The 20025-nt window shown below is 60.6% G+C and carries 20 protein-coding genes and 1 pseudogene; 11 read left to right on the forward strand and 10 right to left on the reverse strand.

Annotated features, from left to right (window positions below):
* The first annotated feature begins 46 nt into the window (after window positions 1–46).
* Entirely contained in the window at window positions 47–1984 is a 1938-nt protein-coding gene (locus BLV41_RS15115) for an acyl-CoA dehydrogenase family protein (RefSeq protein ID WP_074712340.1), read from the forward strand.
* Window positions 1985–2064: 80 nt separating this feature from the next.
* Here BLV41_RS15115 and BLV41_RS15120 read toward each other — a convergent pair whose 3' ends face one another.
* Both BLV41_RS15120 and BLV41_RS15125 read right to left on the reverse strand, forming a co-directional pair.
* Window positions 2065–2490, reverse strand: a complete 426-nt coding sequence (locus tag BLV41_RS15120) for a universal stress protein (RefSeq protein ID WP_044574674.1) — start codon at window positions 2488–2490, stop codon at window positions 2065–2067.
* Window positions 2491–2613: 123 nt separating this feature from the next.
* Window positions 2614–5408, reverse strand: a pseudogene (locus tag BLV41_RS15125) (FAD-binding and (Fe-S)-binding domain-containing protein).
* A gap of 212 nt (window positions 5409–5620) precedes the next feature.
* Between BLV41_RS15125 and rraA the strand changes: the two are divergent.
* Entirely contained in the window at window positions 5621–6094 is a 474-nt protein-coding gene (rraA, locus tag BLV41_RS15130) for a ribonuclease E activity regulator RraA (protein ID WP_170835482.1), read from the forward strand.
* Here rraA and BLV41_RS15135 read toward each other — a convergent pair.
* The 3 genes from BLV41_RS15135 to BLV41_RS15145 all read right to left on the reverse strand — a co-directional run bounded on the left by BLV41_RS15135 (window position 6087) and on the right by BLV41_RS15145 (window position 7703).
* On the reverse strand, window positions 6087–6488 hold the full coding sequence (locus BLV41_RS15135) for a hypothetical protein (RefSeq protein ID WP_074712341.1): 402 nt from the start codon (window positions 6486–6488) through the stop codon (window positions 6087–6089). The genes rraA and BLV41_RS15135 overlap by 8 nt on opposite strands.
* A gap of 100 nt (window positions 6489–6588) precedes the next feature.
* Window positions 6589–7080, reverse strand: a complete 492-nt coding sequence (locus tag BLV41_RS15140; protein WP_244516929.1) for an acyl-CoA thioesterase — start codon at window positions 7078–7080, stop codon at window positions 6589–6591.
* Window positions 7077–7703: a GNAT family N-acetyltransferase gene (locus tag BLV41_RS15145; RefSeq protein WP_074712342.1), complete on the reverse strand. Its 627-nt coding sequence runs from the start codon at window positions 7701–7703 to the stop codon at window positions 7077–7079. The genes BLV41_RS15140 and BLV41_RS15145 overlap by 4 nt, the downstream gene beginning before the upstream one ends.
* Window positions 7704–7874: 171 nt before the next feature.
* Between BLV41_RS15145 and BLV41_RS15150 the strand changes: the two genes are divergently transcribed.
* Window positions 7875–8345: a hypothetical protein gene (locus BLV41_RS15150; protein WP_074712343.1), complete on the forward strand. Its 471-nt coding sequence runs from the start codon at window positions 7875–7877 to the stop codon at window positions 8343–8345.
* Window positions 8346–8373: 28 nt separating this feature from the next.
* On the opposite strand, the gene BLV41_RS15155 is transcribed toward BLV41_RS15150, so the two are convergent.
* Complete coding sequence (locus tag BLV41_RS15155) at window positions 8374–8874, reverse strand: DUF456 domain-containing protein (protein WP_074712344.1); 501 nt, start codon at window positions 8872–8874, stop codon at window positions 8374–8376.
* A gap of 237 nt (window positions 8875–9111) precedes the next feature.
* Between BLV41_RS15155 and BLV41_RS15160 the strand changes: the two genes are divergently transcribed.
* Window positions 9112–10533, forward strand: a complete 1422-nt coding sequence (locus tag BLV41_RS15160) for a DUF2079 domain-containing protein (RefSeq protein WP_074712345.1) — start codon at window positions 9112–9114, stop codon at window positions 10531–10533.
* A gap of 90 nt (window positions 10534–10623) precedes the next feature.
* Here the strand turns inward: BLV41_RS15160 and BLV41_RS15165 are convergent, their stop codons facing one another.
* From BLV41_RS15165 to BLV41_RS15175, 3 genes are all read right to left on the reverse strand, one after another.
* The gene (locus tag BLV41_RS15165) at window positions 10624–11325 is read right to left on the reverse strand and encodes a biliverdin-producing heme oxygenase (protein WP_074712346.1); all 702 of its coding nucleotides are present in this window, start codon (window positions 11323–11325) and stop codon (window positions 10624–10626) included.
* Between the two features lie 119 nt (window positions 11326–11444).
* Window positions 11445–12719, reverse strand: coding sequence for an MFS transporter (locus tag BLV41_RS15170; RefSeq protein WP_074712347.1), 1275 nt, complete (start codon window positions 12717–12719; stop codon window positions 11445–11447).
* An 86-nt stretch (window positions 12720–12805) separates the two neighbouring features.
* Window positions 12806–13831 carry a Gfo/Idh/MocA family protein gene (locus BLV41_RS15175; RefSeq protein ID WP_074712348.1) on the reverse strand — a complete coding sequence of 342 codons (1026 nt, stop codon included), beginning with the start codon at window positions 13829–13831 and terminating at the stop codon, window positions 12806–12808.
* 36 nt (window positions 13832–13867) lie between these two features.
* Here BLV41_RS15175 and BLV41_RS15180 point away from each other — a divergent pair, with 36 nt between their 5' ends.
* The 7 genes from BLV41_RS15180 (at window position 13868) to BLV41_RS15205 (ending at window position 18588) form a co-directional block, all read left to right on the forward strand.
* The gene (locus BLV41_RS15180) at window positions 13868–14254 is read left to right on the forward strand and encodes a helix-turn-helix domain-containing protein (RefSeq protein ID WP_074712349.1); all 387 of its coding nucleotides are present in this window, start codon (window positions 13868–13870) and stop codon (window positions 14252–14254) included.
* A 34-nt stretch (window positions 14255–14288) separates the two neighbouring features.
* Complete coding sequence (locus tag BLV41_RS15185; RefSeq protein ID WP_074712350.1) at window positions 14289–15047, forward strand: sulfite exporter TauE/SafE family protein; 759 nt, start codon at window positions 14289–14291, stop codon at window positions 15045–15047.
* 100 nt (window positions 15048–15147) lie between these two features.
* The gene (locus BLV41_RS15190) at window positions 15148–15939 is read left to right on the forward strand and encodes an alpha/beta fold hydrolase (RefSeq protein WP_050070240.1); all 792 of its coding nucleotides are present in this window, start codon (window positions 15148–15150) and stop codon (window positions 15937–15939) included.
* Between the two features lie 14 nt (window positions 15940–15953).
* Complete coding sequence (locus BLV41_RS22585) at window positions 15954–16130, forward strand: dihydrofolate reductase family protein (RefSeq protein WP_244516931.1); 177 nt, start codon at window positions 15954–15956, stop codon at window positions 16128–16130.
* A gap of 58 nt (window positions 16131–16188) precedes the next feature.
* Complete coding sequence (locus BLV41_RS22590) at window positions 16189–16536, forward strand: dihydrofolate reductase family protein (RefSeq protein WP_244516932.1); 348 nt, start codon at window positions 16189–16191, stop codon at window positions 16534–16536.
* 86 nt (window positions 16537–16622) lie between these two features.
* Window positions 16623–17216 carry a GerMN domain-containing protein gene (locus tag BLV41_RS15200; protein ID WP_083360812.1) on the forward strand — a complete coding sequence of 198 codons (594 nt, stop codon included), beginning with the start codon at window positions 16623–16625 and terminating at the stop codon, window positions 17214–17216.
* Window positions 17217–17238: 22 nt separating this feature from the next.
* Window positions 17239–18588, forward strand: a complete 1350-nt coding sequence (locus tag BLV41_RS15205) for an aminotransferase-like domain-containing protein (protein ID WP_074712352.1) — start codon at window positions 17239–17241, stop codon at window positions 18586–18588.
* Between the two features lie 78 nt (window positions 18589–18666).
* Here the strand turns inward: BLV41_RS15205 and BLV41_RS15210 are convergent, their stop codons facing one another.
* The gene (locus BLV41_RS15210) at window positions 18667–20025 is read right to left on the reverse strand and encodes a dihydrolipoamide acetyltransferase family protein (protein ID WP_074712353.1); all 1359 of its coding nucleotides are present in this window, start codon (window positions 20023–20025) and stop codon (window positions 18667–18669) included.

Raw genomic sequence — 20025 nt, forward strand, 5'->3', positions numbered from 1 at the left:
GCTGCAAGCCGGCAGTGTCTACGCCGCCGGCGGAGATGAGGACGGCATGCCAGAGGGCAATCAAGTCACCGCCGAAGACGCCAGAAATGCTGCCGAGGCGGCCCGTGAAACGTCATGGGAACGCCCCAGCTTCGCCAAGGGCCTGTACCTGGGCGACTTTGACCTGAGCCTCATTCACCCCCACCCGCAATCCTCGTCCGAGGACACTGAGCGGGGCGAGGCGTTCCTGGAAAAAGTTGAAGCCTACGCCAAGGCCATGGACGGCGCACGCGTTGAGCGGGACGCAAAAATTCCCGATGAATACTTGCTCGGACTAGCGCAGCTTGGGGTCTTTGGCATGAAGATTCCCCGTGACTACGGCGGTCTTGGCCTGAATTTGACCTACTATGGCCGTGCACTGGCCATTCTTGGCAGCGTCCACCCAGCCTTTGGCGCTTTAGTTTCTGCCCATCAGTCCATTGGCGTGCCGGAGCCCGTGAAAGTATTTGGCACAGACGAACAAAAACAAAAATACCTCCCCCGCTGCGCGGCCGGTGCTGTGACCGCGTTCCTCTTAACGGAACCGGACGTGGGTTCCGATCCCGCCCGGATGGGCTGCCAGGCCGTCCCCTCCGAGGACGGCACGGAGTACATCCTGGATGGCGTCAAGCTGTGGACCACCAACGGTGTCATCGCAGAACTCGTGGTTGTTATGGCAATGGTTCCCTCCCGCGGACTTGACGAGTCAGGGCACAAAACCGGCGGGATCACGGCCTTTGTAGTTGAGGCGGATTCCCCCGGCATCACAGTTGAAAACCGCAACGCGTTCATGGGTTTGCGCGGCATTGAAAATGGCGTGACACGCTTTCACCAGGTGCACGTTCCGGCGGCGAACCGTTTAGGCCTCGAGGGCCAGGGCCTGAAGATCGCGCTGACCACCTTGAACACGGGGCGCCTGTCCATCCCGGCAATGGCTGCCGGCGCTGCCAAATGGTCTCTCAAGATCGCGCGTGAGTGGTCCGGTGCCCGCACACAGTGGGGTCAAGCGGTGGGGCGCCATGAGGCTGTTGGCAAGAAGTTGGCATTTATGGCCGCAACCACCTTCGCCCTGGAATCTGTCTTTGAACTTTCGGCTGCATTGGCCGACGCCGGCATGAAGGACGTGCGCATTGAGGCCGCGCTGGCCAAATTGTGGTCCTCCGAGTTCTCTTACAAGTGTGCCGATGAATTGGTCCAGATTCGTGGTGGCCGCGGGTACGAGACGGCTGCATCGCTGGCCGCCCGCGGTGAACGGGCAGTTCCGGCTGAACAACTTTTGCGGGACATGCGCATCAACCGGATTTTTGAGGGATCCACCGAGATCATGCATCTGCTCATTGCCCGCGAAGCCGTCGATGCGCACCTCGCTGCGGCAGGCGATCTGGCCTCCACCACAGCCACGCTGGCGGAAAAAGGCAAGGCCGCAATGGAGGCAAGCGGTTTTTATGCCAAATGGTTGCCCCAACTGGTGGTTGGCAAGGGCATGGATCCCCGCTCCTATAGCGAATTCGGCCCGTTGGCCAAGCATCTGCGCTATGTGGAACGTGAATCCAGAAAGCTGGCACGTCAGACGTTTTATGCCATGGGCAGGTGGCAGGGAAACCTTGAATACAAGCAAGCGTTCCTGGGCCGAATCGTTGATATTGGCGCCGAGCTTTTCGCCATTTCCGCCTGCTGTTCCAGAGCTGAAATGCTTAGGCTCAAGGATCCCAACCAGGGGCGCTCGGCCCTGACATTGGCTGATGCTTTCGCCGCGCAGTCGCGGCTTCGCGTGGAGGCCTTGTTTGACGATCTCTGGCACAACACCGACGATTCGGATAAATCCCTAACGGAAGAATTGCTGGCCGGTAACTTCATGTGGCTGGAGGAGGGGGTTCTTGACCCCTCCGAGGGGACCGGCCCGTGGATTGCCGACGCCTCCCCCGGCGCCTCAAAACACGAGAATCAACACCGCACGTACCGCTGAGCTGGCAGCGCCAGGAGACTCAGAAGACACAAAACCCCCGCAGCATCAAGCACTGCGGGGGTGTTGGGAACCGGAAGGATTTAGCCGTCGGTCTTTACGATGTAGACATCGCACGGAGCGTTGTGTGAAACAGCGTTGGCAACCGAACCCAGGACGCGGGCCAGGCCCTGCATGCGAACGTTTCCAACAACGATCAGCTTGGCGTTGAGCTTGGTGGCCTCTTCGAGCAGGACGTCGGCAGGCTTGCCCAGTGCCGAGGAGTATTCGGTCTTGACGCCGCTGATCTTCAACTCTTCAGCTACGCGCTGAGCGACGCGCTCAGCCTCGTCGGCGGTGGACAGGAACCACTCGTCATTGCCAATGGCAACCTTTTCGGTCTTGTCCTCGCCAAAAGCGGTGACAACGCGCAGCGTGCTGCCCGTGGCCTTCGCCAGCTCCGCAGCAACGCGGGCAGCCTTCATGGACGTTGAGTTGCCGTCGACGCCGACAATGATGATTTCAGCCATTTGTTCATCCTTTATATTCGATCCAAAACATCAATGCCCTGAGCATCAATGCCACGCTTGTCCCCTACTTTAGCCACAAATGGTCACATTTAGGCCTAAACGTGCGCGAACTTACCTTGGCTATTACGCCGAAGGGGTTTTCACGGCGTCGGCAAGGATCTCCAGCACATGCCGGTAGTCCTCCCCCGTTGCCCGGCTCATGCCCAGTTCACAGGTCCGGTTACAGGACGCGTGAGCGTTGGCACCCATCACCGCTACATCGGCCGCTTGCGCTGCCGTGGCCGACTCCGTCAGTTCCGGATGCAACATTCCACGGTCACCGGCAAAGCCGCAACAGCCCCAGTTCTCTGGGACCTGCACCGATTCCGCCACCGCGGCGGCCACCTTCGTCAACGAAGAATTCAAGCCCATTCGCACGGAGGAACACGTGGGGTGCAGTGCCAGCGAATCCAGCTTCGCCCATCCCTCCCCCAGCAATGGCAGCAGACGCTCAGCGGTGAACTCCACAACATCCACGACCCGCAAAGGTTTCTGGCCTGGTACCAGCACCTCGCTTTCAATGGTGTGCAGCAGACCCTCGGTGCAACTGGAAGCGTCGCAAATAATGGCCAACTCGCCATCACGCGTGGCCTGACGTAACAGCGAAAGCGTCCGCTGATGCATCTGCGCCAACCCGGCACTCATTCCCTTCGAGGACCACGGCGTCCCGCAACACGCCTCCGAAATGCCCTCCGGGACCAACAACTCAACGTCGGCAGCCGCGCACAACTGCTCAAAACTCGCCTGCACGCCGGCCGAACCCGCTTCGGCAGGCCCGAACATCACGTTTACACAGGCGGGGAAATACACGGCCGCCGCTTCTCCCACAGGCGCGGGCCGGCGTCGCGTCGCACCTCCCGCGGGCAATTCCGGCGAATACAGCGGAAGCGTGTCCTCGCCTAGGAGTTTCCGGCCAAGTCTATTGACGGGAAGTACGACGCCGGCGGGCACCTTCGCAGCCACGCCAAGTGCCAGCCCGGCCCCTGGGTGACGGCACCCCAGTGCTTGGCGGCCGCTCCCCAGACTCCGTTTTCGATGGGTCCTGCTGCCTCGGCACGCAGGCGCTTAACCATGGTTCCGGTGTTGATATCCACAGGGCACGCAGTTTGGCACATGCCGTCGACCGCGCAGGTGTCCACACCCGCATAGTCATAGTCCGCAGCAAGGGCATCGGCCAGTGCCGTGTTCCCGTCGCGGCGGGCCGACTCCATGTCACGCAGCGTGACAATGCGCTGGCGGGGAGTCAGTGTCAGGTCCTTACTGGGGCACACCGGTTCGCAGTAGCCGCAAGAGACACATCGGTCCACCTCCGGATCCACGGCCGGTGGCGCTGACTTAATATGGCGCAGGTGTGCCACGGGATCGTCGTCGAGGAGAACCCCGGGGTTCAACATGCCCGCGGGATCGAACAACGCCTTGATGCTGCGCATGACCTCGTACAGTTCATCGCCATACTGGCGTCGCACAAACGGGGCCATGACACGGCCCGTGCCGTGTTCGGCCTTGAGGGATCCTCCCTCACCAAGCACCACATCCACCATGTCTTCGGTGAACGCCTCGTAGCGGTCCAGCTCGTTCTTGCTGGCGAATTTATCCGTCAGCATGAAGTGGATATTGCCGTCCTTGGCGTGCCCAAAAATTACCGAGTTCCGGTAGTTGTACTTCTCGAACAACGTCCCCAGCGCCACGCAGGTCCGACCCAGAACTGGCACCGGCACCACCACGTCCTCCAGCAGTGCGGTGGTCCCTTGCGGGCGAGCGCCAGCCACCGAGGTATACAGACCCTTGCGCAGATGCCACAGCTCGGCCCGGGTGGTGGCGTCCGTGCTGAACTCCGGGCCCTTGTCCAAGCCCAGCGTTCCCGCCAGGGCAACGGCCTTGGCGTTGAGCCCGGCCAATTCCTCGACAGTGCCGCCTTGATACTCCACCAACAGTGCCGCGTGTGCGTCCACGCGCAAATCCCGGACGACGCCGGGCACCTGGCTCAGCCCTTGCCCCACCTTGAGCGAAAGCGCATCCATCAGTTCAACCGTGGCGGCACCACTGTCCACGAGCGCAGGCAACGCTGCGTTCGCGGCTTCCAGATCCCGGAAGATCAGAAGTCCCGATGTGGCGTGCGCCAACTTCGGCACGGTCCTAAAGACTGCCTCGGCGACAAAGCCGAGGGTGCCTTCACTGCCAACCACCAGGTGCGCCAGAATATCTACCGGATCATCAAAATCCAGCAACGAGTTCAGCCCGTATCCCATGGTGTTTTTCATGGCGAATTGATGCTCAACAATGGCGCGGGATTGCGGATTGCTGCGCACCCTTTGCGCCAATTCGCCGAGGCCCCGGAAAAGTTCGGGTTCCAAGGAACGCAGCCGGGCCGAGGCATCCGCGGCACCCGTGTCGATCACGGTGCCACTGGGCAAGACAAGAGTGAGTGATTCCAAGGTTCGGTAAGCGTTGTCGGTGATGCCGCAGGCCATGCCCGAGGAGTTGTTCGCCACCACGCCACCAATGGTGCAGGCCGCTTCACTGGCCGGGTCGGGGCCGAATTTGCGCCCGTACCGCAACAGCCGGGCGTTCAAATCCCGCACTGTGACACCCGGCTGCACGCGGACCCGGGCCCCGCCGTCGAGCACTTCAATGGACCTGAAGTTCTTGCGCACATCAACCAGCAGCCCGCCACTGACCGCCTGCCCGCTGAGGCTGGTGCCTCCGGAACGCAGGGTCAGCGGAAGGCCGCGTGCGGCACTGACCTGCATCAAATTGGCCACCTCTGCCGCACTGGCGGGGACGGCCACGGCCTGTGGAATAAGGAGAAAGTGGGAGGCGTCGTGCGCGTTGGCATGGCGGTCCAGGGCGCCGGTTTTAGTCTGCGCGGGTGCACCCATGGCTTGGGTGACGTCTCGTAGCAGGGCGCCCGCCAATGCTGAATTGTTGCTACCTTCGCCTGTACGCGCCGACATTCCTGCCCCTTTATTGATGGTCCAACACCCTACGGAACATCTGGACGCGTGGCGGCTGGATGTTCGCCCCTCATGCTATCGCTGAAGCCATACGCCCAGTTATGCTGGCCTCACCATCCACTACCGCTGGGAGCTCCATGTCCATCTCCACCGCTGATCTCTACGATGAACGCGGCACCGAACTTGCCTCCGTCGCCCTGCAATTTCGGGATTTTGGTGGCAAGCTTTCCTTCAGTGGCCCCGTACGGACCGTCCAGTGCCACCATGACAACGCCTTGGCCAAAGCCTTGTTGAGTACGCCCGGGGAGGGCGCCGTCTTGATCATCGACGGCGGTGGATCGCTCCAACGCGCACTCATGGGCGACATGATTGGTGAATCGGCCGTGAAAAACGGCTGGGCCGGCGTCATCATCAATGGTGCCGTTCGCGACAGTCTTGCCCTCGCAACTCTCCAGCTGGGGGTCAAGGCCTTGGGCACCAACCCGGCGAAGAGCGCCAAAGATGGCGCAGGCCGTGTTGATGTACCCGTCCAGCTAGGTGACGTCACGATCCGCGTAGGCGATGTGATTTATGCCGATCCGGACGGAATTCTCGTGGCGCCCGCTAGCTAGCTTCTGACACAGTGATCACCACGTCTGATTCAGCCCTCAGGTAGGCACCATCATGGGCTGTGGCCGTGGCAGACATGGCACTGACAATGGGACCCCCGGCGGCAATATCCGGCAATGCGATCTGGTACTGAAAGTTCCATTTGACGTATGCTCCCGGCAAGAGCGCTGCGGTGGTGAGTTCTTCTTCCTTGAACCTATTGATGTAGCTCAAGTGTGCCATAGCGGCATTATTGAGGGACACCGGCACCAATCGGACATCTAAAAGCGCCTGAGTTCCCTCGTTCAAGATGTAACTGGTGAACGTGACTACCTCGCCCAGCGTCGCCGCTGAGTCCTCCGAAACCTGCAGAAGAGTTAGTCCGCCACCTTGCCCTTGGGCATTTATGCGTTCCATACAAACACTCCTCACGCGAAATACTACCCTCTAGTGTGTGAGTAATCTCCCGGGCCACTATGACGCCAAACTTTAGTAACGTCTCCGCACGCTAAAGTCCCTATGCTTTAAAGTTGGCCGGACCCTTCAGTTTTTCCAGCTGCGCTTTCTTCTCCGCGCCCAGCCTCACCAGAGTTGAGCTGGGTTCGTGAAAGAACGCCAGAACCGTTTCGGCAATGACGCATTTGGTGTCCGTCACGGGATCAAAAATGTCATAGGCCACCGTGAAGCTGGCGCCCTTCACGGCACTGATCCAGATGTGCACAACGGCAGGAATATTGCGGTAGTTCAGAGGAGCAACGTACCGCACCCGGTGTTCCACCACAAGAGCCTGGATATCAGCATCCAGCTCAGAAAAGATGGGCCGCGCAACCTCAATTCCAGGCAGCCCGGTCCCGGCCGGTGGCCCAAAGGCGTGAACCCGGGCCTCCTCCAGAATCCGCAGCACCTCCACGTTGTTGATGTGCCCGTAAGCATCCATGTCTCCCCAGCGCATGGGGACGTGCAGCGCAAGCGGCATCTCGCCGTCGTGCATTGACTGCTGACCGGTCATGACAATTCATCTCTTTCCTGGGGCATTGCTGACAATACTTGAGCCGGCCATTCACGGTTCAAGATCGCGTAGTGATGCAGGGTGATCCATTCGCCCTTGCACCAATCAGCTTCAACGAAGGTCGCCTCCAGCCGCATGCCCAGACGTGTCATCAAGGCCGCGGATTTTTCATTCCGGGCATCGCAAATACCCTCGACCCTATGCCACCCAAAATGGTTGAAGGCAATGTCCAGTGCGGCCTTGCAGGCGGCAAAGGCAATGCCCTTCCCCTGAACGTCTGGACTGAAAACGAAGCCAATCTCGCCGCAGCGCCAATTCGCAGAATCCCATTTTAAGAGAACCTCGCCAACAGCCTGATGGGAGCTCCCAAGTTCAACCGCAAGATCCAACCACTGTCCGGGCGAGGTCAATTTCCGCTGGGAAGTCATCGAGGCCAGGGTCAGCTCGGTATCGGCCAGGCTGTGCGGCGGATGCGGCAGGTAGCGCGCCACCTCAGGCAAGGATCTGTACGCGTTCACCGCAGTTACATCCACCATGGCAACGGGGCGGAGCCGGACGCCGTCGGAGACAAAAGGGTAGTCCGGCTGCGCCGGAATGGGGACTTTAGCAACGTCGGAAGGCATGTTCAGATCCTAGTGCGGAATCTGCGTGCACCAGGAAGCAGGTCGCCGCCGGTGGCACTCTTCGGCGCCGAAACCCAGGCTGGGCGTCGGCGATATTGGTACGGATGATTAGGGTCCCGGTGTGCGGGGAGTTCGCGGCAAACAGTCAGAGTCATTCGATAACATTGCTCCATGCCCGCAGTCCCTCTTTCCCGCCGCCGCGTGGAATTCGTCCTGGTCCCCCTTGTTGCGGCCTTTTGCATGGCCTTCATCATCGGCGCGCTAGTGCTTGACCGGGACAGCCGGCCGTGCCCGCAACCAAACTGGAACAATCAACTTTCGGTTTCCCTTTCCGGCAGTTTGGAGAGCACCTCCAACGTTTCTGCCATTACAGCCTGCGCCGGCACCAGTTGCACTCCCGCAGAGCCAACGTTCGCAAAAGGATCCTCCGGCAATACCAGCGTCCTCGTGCACCAACAGGATGGAACCTGGCTCTTGACGCTGGGTGCGCAGCCGCCGTCGGCCGTCAGCTTCAGGTTGTTCGATGAAAACGGCACCGTTCTCGCCGCCCAATCAACGGCCCTGAATTGGACCCGCGTAACCGGCGACGAACGATGCGGCGGGCGCATGGCAGGCATCAGCCTGATGCTCAACGTTCCCTAAGTCGGCGCCATGTGGCGGCCTGTGGCGGTTAGCGGTTCAGGAAGTAAATCAGCACCCCCGCTGCCCACGTACCGGCTGCCAGTGAGGCAAAGCCAAACTCGGCCAGAATCCCCAAACCCGTAGCCTTCAGAGCAGCCACGGACGAGGACACTGCAGGGCGAACTTCCTTCTGGCGTGCCAGCTCCGAGAGAAACAGCCCCACGGCGAACCCCACCAACAGCCCCACCACGGGAATCACAAAGAAGCCCACCACACCCAGCACCAAACCAATCACCACGGAACGTCCAGGGATGGATCGTTCCTTCATGGCCCGGCCCGTCAAAACCGCGCTTGAGACCATTCCGGCGGCAACGAAGAGCGCACCGATACCAAAAATGATCCACCCTAACGGCGACCCCAACACGAGCGCCCACGCAAGCAGACTGATGCCAATTAATATGCTGCCCGGCAGCACCGGAATAATGACACCCGTTACGCCCACCACGATCGCCAAGCCGCAAACAATGGTCCAAATGATCTGTGCATCCATGCTGCCATGGTGTCACCAATTCATGCCCGACGCCGGTTCGGCCGTCGGTGGCCGCGCACGACGGGGCTCAGTGGCTTTGGCTATGCGCAGTCACAGTGGATTGCGTTGCGCTGCTGTGACTGCTGTTCCGGGAGAGCACTCCAGGTGTGCGCATAACTAAAGGCTCGAACATGTCCGCGGCAGCCGAGCCCCTCTCACAATGCTCCGCACTGCCCGGCTGCGGCCTAGACTTTCCCTGTGACCACTGAGCAGAAACCCAACCCCCTGGCCAGCTCGGCGCCGACCATTTCCGCGCGACTGGCCGATTTCCGTCACGCTGCCACCACCCCGCTGGCGTTGGCCGGGATTGTCGGCGTGCTTGCGTTATCTGTCTACTCCTTGTTTTCGTGGCTGCAATGGAGAAGTTTCGCCATCCGCTCGTGGGATTTGGGTATCTTCACCCAATTAGCCAAGGACTACTCCAAGCTGCAGCCACCCATTGTGAGCATCAAGGGTGACGGTTACAACCTGCTCGGCGACCACTTCCACCCACTTCTGGTGCTGTTGGCCCCGATTTACCGTCTTTTCCCCAGCGCCTACACGCTGCTCGTGGCCCAAAACCTGCTCCTTGCTATTTCCGTCGTGGTCATCTGCCACTTCGCTATTAAGCGGCTTGGACCCATCACGGGCGCCTGCCTGGGTGCGGCCTACGCCCTGAGCTGGGGACTTCAATCGGCCATCGATTCCCAATTCCATGAGGTTGCCTTCGCGGTGCCGCTGTTGGCGCTTTCACTCGTTGCCTTGCTGGAGGAGCGGTGGCGTTCGGCCTGGATATGGGCGTCACTCCTAGTTTTCATCAAAGAGGATTTGGGGCTGACGGTCTTTGTGATTGGCCTGGTCATGGCGTGGCGGGCCCGTACCACCGCTGGCCTGTGGCTCTCGGCGTGGGGCGTCACGTGGTTCGTCTTGGCCACCAAAGTCATCTTGCCTGCTATGAATCCGGGCGATCAGTGGGCCTACCAAAGCCAACTTAACATCAGCGGACTGCTCAGCAATCCAGCCTCACTATTCCAGGCCGACAAGGTCACCACGGTGATCCTACTGGCGGTCATCACGGCTGGTTTGTGCCTTTTCTCGCCGCTAACCTTGATTGTCCTGCCCACCCTCGCATGGCGCTTCCTCTCAGACCTGCCCGTGTATTGGGGCCAGGAATGGCAGTACAGCGCGGTCCTCATGCCGGTGGTCTTTGCCGCCGCCATCGATGCCCTGTGCCGCCGCAAGGTGCTTAACTCGGCACGGCTCAGGCTCCTCTTGGGAACCAGCATTCTCTTGGCATCCGTGGTTTTGACCAGCCAATACGCCTTCGGCAAGCTGTCCGACACTGATAAGTTCTTCCCGCTCACCACGGCCGAATCCTCGCACAATGCCCTGGCAGCCGTGCCCGACGGCGTCACCGTGGAAACCGATATCTCCTTGATGAGCTATCTGGTGGACCGCACCGAGGTCTACTGGATCGGCAACAGCAATAACCCGGCGCCGCAGTACGTTCTCATCGATATCTCCGCGCGACCCGGAACCGCACCAACCGCTGTCGCCACGGAGGCCGCCAAACGCTTCCCCGGCGCCACCTACATCACGGTCTTCGCCGACGCTCGCTATCAAGTGGCTCAGAAACGGTAGCCACAAACTCAGTAACCGGGCCACCAAGGCGGCAGGAATGGACGACGGCGGCACCCAAGTGCCGCCGTCGTCCATTCCGTTTTGCAGTGGCTAGGCAGCCATGGCCTCGCCACGAGCCACGGCCAGGTCCACGAAGACGGCTCGGTTGAGCTCAAACGATTCGGCCGCAAACTTCAAGATTGCGTCCTTTTGGGCGCGGCTAAAATTACTCGTATCGAGAAGCTCCCGGTAGGCGTCCTTGTACAGCTTGGGCTTGGCGATGGCGTCAAAAGCGTAGAAGTTCAGCCCCTCATCGGCGATGCCGTAGTGGCGCTGGACCATGCGGGAGATGATCAAGCCGCCGGAAAGATCACCCATGTATCGCACGTAGTGGTGGGCCAGCAAGAACTCGATCGATTCACTGCCCAGCGCGGTCAAGGTCTCGGCATAGGCCGCCGTGGCGGGGACAATGACGATCCTGCCGTCGGCAAGTTTCGCCTCCCAATCCGCTCCGTGGTGGTAGGTCATGTCCTTTTCGAGAGCGCTGACGCGGGCGAGCCTGGGGTCGATGAATGCTCCAAGTTGCGGGTGGTCAACATGTTTGGCCAACGCCGATTCCAGGGCGCGGTAGATGACAAGGCTTTGATCTAGCAGGCTCACCAAGGCTGCAGAGTCCAGTTTTCCACCCATCAATTCCGCAACAAAGGAAGATTCTTCGGCGGCCGCGTGGGCTGCTGCGGTGTGGGACTTGAGCTCACCGGAGAGCGCTTCGGGAGTCTCTGGCACTGCGGTATTTACGGCAATTGAGGACATGATCGGCTCCAGGATTAGGTAATGATAACCTTAGCTAATCAAAGTTAGTGACACTGTGTCAATAGTTAATGACACAGTGTCACCGAAGCTGTCACATCGCGCGTACCTCACTCAGCGAGCTATTGAACACCCTTGATCTTCACAACAAAGACCGCACCCAACAGCCCGATGATCGCGGCAACAACATAGAGCGTCACGTATCCGCCAAGGAGGGTGACCAGCGGCCACGCGATGAGCGGAGCAATGACCTGGGGTAGGGAATTCGCCACGTTGATCACACCCATATCCTTGCCACGGCTTACCGCGGATGGCAGGACCTGTGTGAGCAGGGCAAAGTCCACTGCGAGGTAGACGCCGTAACCAATGCCAAGAACGGCAGCTCCCGTTACGGCGCCAATCCAGGTCGGGAAGAAGGCCAGAATCAGGGCGGCCAAGGCGATGATGGCCGAGGATGCAATGACGAACGGTTTGCGCTTGCCCACCTTGTCAGTCCATCGCCCACCTATCACGGCGGTAATCAATGTCAGCACGGCGTAGACGCCAGTAAGGATCAGGACGCCGAATTCCGGGTTTTCATAACCCACGGCGTCGGTGAGGAAAAACAGCAAATACAGGGTCACCAGGTGATTTCCAACATTGACCAAGAACCGCGTAATCCAAGCCCAAGCGAAGTCTGGGTACCGCCTCGGTGAGATCCAAAAGCCCTTGGCGAAGTTGAGCCAGGTGAATGGAGGCCTGGCTTGAGCGGGCAGCACCTGGTCATTGGAGAAAAACAGATACGGCACCATCCCCACCAAAAGTCCCACGGCACAAATAATGAAGCCCAGTGAGAAGTTCCCTGCTACGACGGCTGCAATGGCGGCACCCAAGAGGATGCCCACCACGGTGCCCATGGAGGTAAGCCCGCCGATGCTCCCACGTTGACGCACGGGCACCTGGTCGGGAATGGCGGCCGTGGTGGCTGCGAGCGCACCATTGCAGCCCAATTGCACCAGGCACCACAGCAGCGTCATGGCAGCCACGGTTGGTGCGCCGGCCAAGCCGATCAAGCCGATGGTTCCCAGGAGCGCCCCGATGAAGACCCACGGGACTCTTCGACCAAACCTGGAAATGGTCCTGTCACTAAAGGAACCAAAGAGCGGATTTGCAACAAGGGAGACCGCTGCTCCGGCACCCGTGACCAGCGCCAGGATCCCCTCTTTGTCGGCTTCACTGAAATGTGCGGCCTGCTGGCCCAACAAGACTTGAATGGGTCCGAAGAAGGCGGCGTTGATGCCGATGTTGACCAAAACGACCGAGACGGTCCACCGGTGCCGCACATTAACTGTGGGTTCTTGAAGCGCCACGCTGTCCGCCTGCTGCGGGGCAGTGCCTTCGGTTTGATTACTAGTCACAGTGGCTTTCGTCCCCCAGTCATTGCGTTTTCAGGTCTTACGTGGGCACCAGCTTACGCGTCGGCCTCTGCCGGCGGCAGGTGACGTTACCGTGCGCTCCGGATTCGTTCAATGATCCGCAACCCGGCAATGGCGTCCGCAGGATCTACCGGCACCGGGGCACCGTCAAGTATGGCGGCGGCAAGCAGCTCGTAGAAGCGGGAAAAATTCCCGGGCTCGGTGGGCACAGCGACAGTGTCATTGCCACGCCCAAGGAGGCCCCAGTTGTCCTCGGGTTCAATGCCATAGCCGGCACTGTTGGGCAAAATGCCTTGCCGGATCTGACTCTCCTGAACGTCGGCCCCGTACTTTACGTAGGCAGCCTCCGAACCCAGCACACGAAAGCGTGGGCCGTTGTGAGCGGCGCAGGCGTTGAGCCACAGGTGCGATGTCACGCCACTGACATGCTTGAGGGCAATGAAGACATCGTCTTCGGCCTGCTCCATGGGGCGGCGTGCCTCAAGCTCGCCGTAGACGTTTTCCACGGGCCCGAACAGCTGCAATGCCTGATCAATCAAGTGCGTGCCAAGATCAAAGAGGAGCCCGCCACCGGTAGCAACGGTGGCTTGGATCTTCCATTCTTTAGTGATTTCGGGCTGCCAGCGCTCGAGACGAGACTCAAAGCGGCGAACGTCTCCCAGCGCACCCTGCGCCAGCAGTTTCGTCAGCGTCAGGTATTCACCATCCCAGCGCCGATTTTGGTAGGTGCTCAGAATCTGACCGTGTTCCTTGGCCAAGGCAAGCAACGCCTCACCCTCGGCGCTGGTCAAGGCGAACGGCTTGTCCACAACTACTGCGCAGCCGCCCCTGATCGCCGCGGCAGCGAGCTGGCCATGACTTGCCGGCGGGGTCGCCACAACCACCAGGTCAATGTCGCTGCGACTTCCAGCCCACTCGTCCCGGCTGATGACCTGGGCCTTTGGGTGGGCTGCCCGGGCTTCTGCTTGGCGCCCAGGATCGGAGGCCACAATGACGTCTAGGGAGTACTGGTCTAAAAGATCCAACGAGGGACCGTGAAATACACTTCCAGCCAGCCCGTAGCCCAGGAGTGCCGTGCGAATCTTCTGTGTCATATTTTCCAGCCTACCGTCCGCGCTACTATGATTCCCATGACATTAGATGCCCCCAAAGTCAGTTCTCCTCTGGCTCCCGCAGCGCAGGAAAAGCTGGCCCGAACACTTGCCGACAGCAATGATGTGACGGTGTTTGTGGATGGCACGGCCCACCGCCTGGACGACGACGCACGGGAGGTCGTGGTTGATCTCCTGCTCCGTCTCTCCCGCGGGGATGCGGTGAGCGTAGCGAGTGTCGCTGACCTGCTCACCACCTCACAGGCGGCTGAATTGGCGGGCATCTCGCACACATTCCTGCGCAACCTCACCGACAGGGGCGAGATTGCGGTCCAGTACCGCGGTTCTCACCGCCGTATCCGGAGCCAGGACATCATGACGTGGCTGGCCGCCCAAAAATTGGCAGCCCCTGCCACGGAAGCCTAGTCAGAACGCCTTCATCCATGATTCAGAACTAGCCATGTTGGAATTCGCCGCGATATTTCTTGCAGGCTTTTGGGCCGGAATGATCAACGTTGTTGTTGGCTCCGGAACGCTTGTCACGTTTCCTGTGCTGCTGCTCTTTGGTTATCCGCCACTGACGGCCAACATCTCCAACAACATTGGCTTGGTGGCTGGTGGATTGTCGGGAACTTGGGGCTACCGCAAGGAACTGGCGCCGAACTTAGCCATGCTCAAACGGCTCTTGCCAGCCTCAACTGCTGGCGGGCTGGCCGGTGCCATCCTTTTGTTGATGCTGCCACCTTCGGCCTTTAGAACGATTGTGCCAGTGCTGATCATCATCGGCATCCTGATGGTGGCGTTTGGACCGGTGGTTCAAAGGCGCTTGGCCCTGCGCCAACGTACCGGTCCGTCTCGGAGTGCCGCCGGCCTTATTGCAGGGATTTTTGTGCTGGGAATGTATGGCGGGTATTTCGGTGCGGCCCAGGGAATCTTGATCGTGGGGCTGATGGGCATTATGACCCGGGTGGCGCTGCAGCAAATCAACGCGGTCAAGAATGTGCTGACCACTGCCGTCAACGGCATTGCGGCCATCGCTTTCATGGTTTTTGCTTGGGGGTACATCAACTGGCAGGTGACGGCGTTGATCGCGTGCGGTTCGCTTCTTGGCGGCCTGGTTGGCGCAAGATTCGGCCGGAGGCTCCCACCAGTAGCCTTGCGCGTGACAATCATCGTGGTTGGCACGGCTGCGCTGGCGAAACTAGTGATCTTCAGCTGAGGCAAGAAATTCATGGACACACCAGCGCAACGGCAGTAGCGTTCCTTTCAGTAATTCGCACGTACCCACTCGCCACGCGGAATCCAGCAAGGAGCCTGTCATGAGCCTCTTCGTTACATCAGACGACGGAACTCGCATTGCCTATGACTCCCAAGGTTCAGGCCCAGCGGTGATTCTTGTTGCCGGCGCCATGCAATTTAGGGCATTCGATCCGGGCACGGCCGCTATGGCCACCCTGCTGTCGGCACAGGGATTTACGGTCATCAATTTCGATCGGCGCGGCCGCGGCGAAAGCGCAGCGGCGCCATCTTTCACGCTTGCCAACACAATCGATGACCTCCGCGCCCTGATCGAAAAAGTTGGTGGACCGGTGGCGCTGGTGGGCAATTCGTCAGGGGGTTCCATCAGTTTGGCGGCCGCTGCCGAGGGGCTTGACGTTTCCGCATTGGTGCTCTTTGAGGTGCCACTGCGTGAAGAGCTTGGCAATGAAGGATCCGATTTCCTGGACGGGCTGCGCGAGAAAATTGCACATGGCACGCCCGATGAAACCATTGAATTCTTCATGAAGGACATGCCGCCTCAATGGCTCGCCGGCGCACGCAGCAGCCCCGGATGGTCAACCATGACGGCAATGGCACCTTCACTGGAGGCGGATTCCGAGTCACTCGCTTGGACGCAAAGCGCCCCACGAAGCGGACTCTTTGCCGACATCACCGCGCGCACGCTGGTACTGGTGGGTGAGCAAACACTGCCCATCATGGCCCCTGCCGCACAGTCCATTGCCGACACCGTTCCGAACGCACGTTTTGAGCGAATTCCGGCCGCAAACCACAGCTGGGAGCCTACCGTTTTCGCTGAACGTGTGGCTCGCTTCCTCAACGAGAACGCCTAAGGGGAAAGTACACCGTGGGAATTGTTCAAGCCGGGATTGCCATGTCACTGGATGGTTACGTTGCCGGACCCCATCAAAGCCTCGATCCGCCTTCGGGGAGGGCGTGGATGGGCGCCTGCATCATGGGCAGGAACATGTTGGCCCGGGCAGGGACTCCTGGGATGAATCGTGGCAGGGCTGGTTGGGCCTAATCCGCCATATCACGGCCCCGTTTTTGTGCTCTCACATTTTGCGAGAGACCCGCCCCCGATGGAGGGTGGCACCACATTCTTCTTTGTCACGGAGGGGGTCAAGGCCGCACTAGAGCAGGCGAGGTCCGCCTCAGCGGGCGCAAATGTTGCCATTTCCGGCGGCGCCCAAACCCTCAACCAATACCTCGCCGCGGGTCTGGTGGACGAATTCACGGTGAGCCTTGTCCCCATCACCATCGGCGCCGGAGAGCGCCTTTTTACTGATGTGGGCAGCATCAAATGCGAGCTGATGGACACACTCAACCGGACTCGCAACTCATCTCAAGTACAAAATATTGCCACGGCAGGTGGGGCACCCCCGCCTCGTAACCGAGCCGCGATGATGTTGCAATTCCGCGCCCTTTAGTCGCGGCCACTACCTCCTATTGCCCAGCGGTCGTAGCGTGGTCATTGGGGACACCTTAGTCCTTTTGAGCACACCTGGAGGCTGTCATGAAAGGGTCCGCGATCTTGGCCATCGTGACAGGGGCAGCATTCCTCTTGGGCGGCTGCACGGGAGGCACTCCCTACGGTGCCCCACCAGCAACCTCGAGCCAGGCCCCCGCGCCCAGCACCACGACCAGCGGCGGGAGTTCCAGCCCCGGTCCAACCTCGTCCCCGCCCGAGCCAACCGTCCTGCCAACCAACGCCTCAGTCATCACCTACTACATTGCCGTGGGCGACGGAGGTACGGCCGGTCCCCTGGTCGGCTGCGGTGACAGCGCCGTCGCTGTGACGAGCCAGTCGGTCAGCTTCACCGATCCTGTCGAGGCGGCATTGCGGACGCTGTTGGCCAGCCACACCGAAGAGCTTGGGCAATCGGGCTTGCGGAACGCCCTCTGGCAATCCACCTTGGCGGTGACAAGCATTGACCGCAACGGCAGCGCCATTACGGCGCATCTGGACGGCACCCTGGCCGTGGCCGGAGAGTGCGACAATCCCCGCATTGAGCAGCAGCTCCTCCTCACGGCTCAAGAGGCGGCCGCCGGACCGGTGTCTATCACTATCAACGGAAAAACGTTGAGTGAGGCCTTGAGTTTGAAATAGCGGACGATCCTGAAAACATTTGATGCCTATTCAGCAACAATGGTTATATCCTGAGCACGTGAACACTCCAGCCTCTGACGCCAACGCCGCCGCCGAAACCCTGTCCGAAGAAGCCGTCGACGCCCTGTCTCGAGCCTCATCCATCGCCGCACCCGCGGGTACCCACAGGCACGAGACCTTGCTGTCAGCCCGCGCCGCGAACATCAAACAGTCCGCCGTGCGCGATGTTTTTGAAATTTCCATGCAGCCCGGCCTGGTCTCCCTTGCCGGCGGAAACCCTTATTTGCAGTCGCTGCCGCTTGACCGCCTGGCCGCCACAGCCGCGTCCATTATTTCCGAGCACGGCCTGGAGGCCCTCCAGTACGGTGGGGGGCAAGGCACCTTGGAACTGCGAACCCAGATCTGTGAGGTCATGGCCGCCGAGGGCATCCTCGACGCCGATCCCGACAACGTTGTCATCACGGCCGGTTCACAATCGGCCCAGGACGTTGCCGCCAAGGTTTTCTGCGATCCCGGCGACGTGATCCTCCTCGAGGACCCCACCTACGTTGGCGCCCTGAACACCTTCGAGGCCTATCAGGTGGACGTCCAGCCGGTGGCCGTCGACGAGCACGGAATTGTCCCGGCACAGCTCCGGGAGCGCATCGCCGCACTCCAAGCCGAGGGCAAGCGCATTAAAATGCTGTACACGATCCCCAACTTCAACAACCCCTCGGGGGCAATGCTGGCCCCGCAACGTCGTCAGGAAATCGTCGACATATGCCGTGACGCGAATATTTTAGTTCTTGAGGACAACCCGTACGGGCTGTTGAAGTTCGACGGCGTCCTGCCGGAGCCTCTGCGCGCGGCCAACGCCGAGGACGTCCTGTACCTAGGCTCGTTCTCCAAGATCTTCGCCCCTGGCCTGCGCATTGGATGGGCGCTGGTGCCGGCCCACCTCAAACAGCGCTACTACTTGGCCAGCGAAGCCGTAACGCTGTGCCCGCCCACTTTCAATCAACTCCTGGTCAGCGAATACCTGCGCAATTATGACTGGCAGGGGCAAATCGGCACCTACCGGGCCATCTACGCTGAACGTTGCGCGGCGCTTCTGACAGCGCTGGAGGAGTTCATGCCGTCCGGTGTCAGCTGGACCCGCCCGGAAGGCGGCTTCTTTGTCTGGCTGACGCTTCCCGAGGGCATTGATACATATCCGCTGCTGCACAAGGGGATTGACGCCGGCGTGGTCTTTGTTCCGGGCGCCGCATTCTCCGCGGCCGGCGGGCCCAGCAACAAGCTGCGCTTGGCGTTCAGTGCCGTACCCCCGGAGACCCTGCGGGAAGGCGTCAAGCGCCTGTCCACAGTTCTCGCGGAGGCCGTCGCAGCCCATTAGAAAAATGCCGCCGTTGCCGACTTTCGCCGCCGTTAAATCAGCGGCGAAAGTCGGCAACGGCGGCATTTTTGCTTTTGGCTAGTCCAGCAGCAGCGCCGGTTCCTCCATGATGGCCGCAACGTCGGCCATGAAGCGGGCCGAGAGGTCGCCGTCCACAACGCGATGGTCGAAGGATCCGCCAAGTGTGGTGATCCAGCGCGGAATGACTTCGCCGTCCAGCACCCAGGGCTTTAGCTTGATGGTTCCAAAGGCCACGATCGCCACTTCGCCCGGGTTGATGATGGGCGTTCCCGTGTCGATGCCCAGTGCACCAATGTTGGTAACCGTCAGCGAGCCGCCCTGCATGTCCGCGGGCTGCGTCTTGCCCGCGCGGGCCGTGGTGGCCAGCGCATTCAGCGCAATGGCAAGTTCCTTCAGGGACAGGTTCTGTGCATCCTTAATATTCGGGACCATGAGCCCGCGCGGCGTTGCCGCGGCAATGCCAAGGTTCATGAAGTGCTTGATGATGATCTCATCGCCGGTCCAAGTGGCATTGACCGATGGGTTGCGCGCGGCCGCCCAAATGACAGCCTTCGCGAGGATCAACAGCGGCGAAACCTTGATGCCCTCGAAGTCGCGGGAAACCTTGAGCCGCTTCACGAATTCCATGGTGCGCGAAGCGTCCACGTCGACAAAGATGCTCACGTGCGGTGCCGAGAAGGCGCTCTCAACCATGGCCTTCGCTGTTGCCTTGCGCACCCCCTTGACCTTGATGCGTTCAATGCGCGGATCGTCGGCCAGGCCGGTGCCCGTGGCGGGAGCCCAGAACGTGCCGGCGCCGTCCTGTTCGGCCGTGCGCTGGTCCTGGTAGCTGAGCAGGTCCTTCTTGGTCACTTCGCCGCGCAAACCTGTTGCAGAGACCTCATTGAGGTCGATGCCCAGGTCCTTGGCGGCCTTGCGGACCGGCGGCTTGGCCAAGACACGGTTGGACTTAGGCGCAGCCTTCACCTGCGTTGGAATGCTCGACGCCGGAGCCTGAGCGGGTGCCATGGCTACGGGAGCGACCGGGGCAACCAAAGGGGCCGGTGCACCCACCCGCGGGCGGCGCTTGACGGCGTCGGCCTTGGGACCGGAACCAACCAGCGGCTTCATCACTTCCGCCTCCGGGGCGGCCGGCGCCGTCTGCTGGGCCGGCACTGCAGCAGGCGCCGAAACCTCGGAACCAATGGCAATGATGGGGGTTCCCACGTCCACCGTGTCACCTTCGGCCACCATCAACTGAGCCACCATGCCCGCATAGGGCGAGGGTAGTTCAACGATCGACTTGGCGGTTTCAATTTCCACGATGACGTCGTTGACGGCAACGGTGTCGCCCAGCTTGACCTTCCAGGAGACAATTTCAGCCTCGGTGAGGCCTTCGCCAACGTCGGGCAGGTTGAAATATGACAGCTTCGACAT

It is taken from the genome of Arthrobacter alpinus, assembly GCF_900105965.1.
GTDB lineage: Bacteria > Actinomycetota > Actinomycetes > Actinomycetales > Micrococcaceae > Specibacter > Specibacter alpinus.